Source organism: Wenjunlia vitaminophila DSM 41686 (assembly GCF_000380165.1).
GTDB lineage: Bacteria > Actinomycetota > Actinomycetes > Streptomycetales > Streptomycetaceae > Wenjunlia > Wenjunlia vitaminophila.
The window spans coordinates 1-2050 of the sequence record NZ_KB904637.1; the positions used below are offsets into that span (position 1 = coordinate 1).

Genomic DNA, 2050 nt, shown 5'->3' on the forward strand with positions numbered 1-2050 from the left:
CCCTGACGTGTCAGCCCTCGGCACGCCGCGGGGCACGACAGCGAAAGGTTCCCATGGCCCTGTTCGACCTCCCCGCCGACCAGCTCAGGAACTACCGTTCCGGGACCGCCGAGCCCCCGGACTTCGACGCCTTCTGGGACAAGACGCTCACCGAGACCCGGGCGCACCCCCTGGCGGTCACCTTCGAGCCGGTGGACACCCCGTTGACCGGGGTGCGCGTCTGGGACGTCACCTTCGCCGGGTACGGCGGGCACCCGGTCAAGGGGTGGTTCACCGCCCCCGCCGACGCCACCGGGCCGCTGCCGGTGGTGGTGCAGTACCCCGGGTACAACGGCGGTCGCGGGCTGCCGCACTCCTGGGGGCTGTGGCCATTGGCCGGCTACGCCCACCTCGCCGTGGACGTCCGCGGTCAGGGCGGGGGCGACACCCCCGACCCGGTGGGTTCGGCCCCGTCCACCGCCGGGTTCATGACCCGTGGCGTCGAGCACCAGGACACCTACTTCTACCGCCGGGTCCACGCCGACGCGGTCCGCGCGGTGGAGGCCGCCCGCAGCCACCCCCTGGCCGACCCGACCCGCACCGTCGCGGTTGGTGGCAGTCAGGGCGGCGGGATCACCCTGGCCGTCGGGGCGCTCGTCCCCGACCTGGCCGCCGTCGCCGTGGACGTGCCGTTCCTGTGCCACTTCGAGCGGGCCGTGACCATCACCGACGCCAACCCCTACGGTGAGATCGGCCGGTACCTGACCGTCCACCGCGGCGCCGAGGGGACGGTGCTGCGCACCCTGGGATACGTGGACGGGGTGTTCTTCGCGGCCCGGGGCCGGGCCCCCGCGCTGTTCTCCGTGGGGCTGATGGACGACGTCTGCCCGCCGTCCACGGTCTACGCGGCGTACAACGCGTACGCCGGGGAGAAACGCATCGAGGTGTACCCGTTCAACCGCCACGAGGGTGGCGGCGCGCACCACGAGGCGGTGCGGCTGCGCTGGGTCGGGGAGGTCCTGGGCCGTGGCTGAGCGGTCCCCGGCGCTTCCCACGCCGAGTGGCGTCACCGTCCGGACCGGGGTCCGGACGGTGACCGTGGACGTCGCCGGCGTCCGGGTGCTGACCTACGCGCACCGTCCCGACCCGGAGCCCGCCGAGGCACCGAAGCCGTACCTGCACCCGCTGCGGACCCTCGCCGGTGACGTGGTGACCGGCTACCGGCCCGCCGACCACCGGTGGCACAAGGGCCTCCAGCTCACCGCGTCCCACCTGTCCGGCGAGAACTTCTGGGGCGGCGGCAGCTACGTCCACCAGCAGCGGCGGTACGTACCGCTGCGCAACCACGGCACGGTGCGGCACGACACCCTCACCGCCACCGGGGGCGGGTCAGGGGCGGTGCTGCGCGGCCGGTTGACCTGGTGCTCCTCCCGGGGGGAGCCCTGGGTTCGGGAGCACCGCGAGATCACCGTGACCGCGGTGGAGCCGGAGCACGGTTCCTGGGAGCTGCGCTGGACCAGCGCGCTGACCGGGCTGCGGGACGAGCCGCTGCGCTTCGGCAGCCCGGCCACGCACGGCCGCGCGGGGGCCGGCTACAGCGGGCTGTTCTGGCGGGGGCCGGGTTCCTTCACCGGCGGCCGGGTGATCGGCCCCGGCGGTGCCGAGGGCGAGGCGGAGCTGCTGGGGCGGCGGGCGAGGTGGCTGGCCTTCACGGGCCGGCACGAGGCCACCGGACGTGACTCCACACTGCTGTTCCAGGTCGCCGGGCCCGGGCCCGGCGGAGCGGAGGAGCCGGAAGCCGCCGCGCACTGGTTCGTCCGCAGCGAGGAGTACCCCGGCGTCAACCCCTCCTGGGCGTTCCACCGGGAGTTCGAGCTGGCTCGCGGCCGGACACTGACCCGGCGGTACCGGACCGTGGTCGCCACCGGGGCGTGGACGGCGTCCCGCGTCGAGGAGTACCTGACGGGGCACTCCTGTTGAATCCTCCCCTCCCTGAAGGGAGGGGATTCCTGGCTCAGGCTGCCTCCGGGAGCAGCGCTCCCGGGGGTCTTGCGCCCTCAGCGCCAGCCGG

Annotated in this window: 2 protein-coding genes; both read left to right on the forward strand. The window is 74.5% G+C overall.

The annotated features are described in order from the left end of the window. Positions 1-53: 53 nt before the first annotated feature. Positions 54-1013 carry an acetylxylan esterase gene (locus A3IG_RS0103365; protein WP_018382137.1) on the forward strand — a complete coding sequence of 320 codons (960 nt, stop codon included), beginning with the start codon at positions 54-56 and terminating at the stop codon, positions 1011-1013. Further along, positions 1006-1959, forward strand: coding sequence for a DUF6807 domain-containing protein (locus A3IG_RS0103370; protein ID WP_018382138.1), 954 nt, complete (start codon positions 1006-1008; stop codon positions 1957-1959). The genes A3IG_RS0103365 and A3IG_RS0103370 overlap by 8 nt, the downstream gene beginning before the upstream one ends. Positions 1960-2050: the final 91 nt, after the last annotated feature.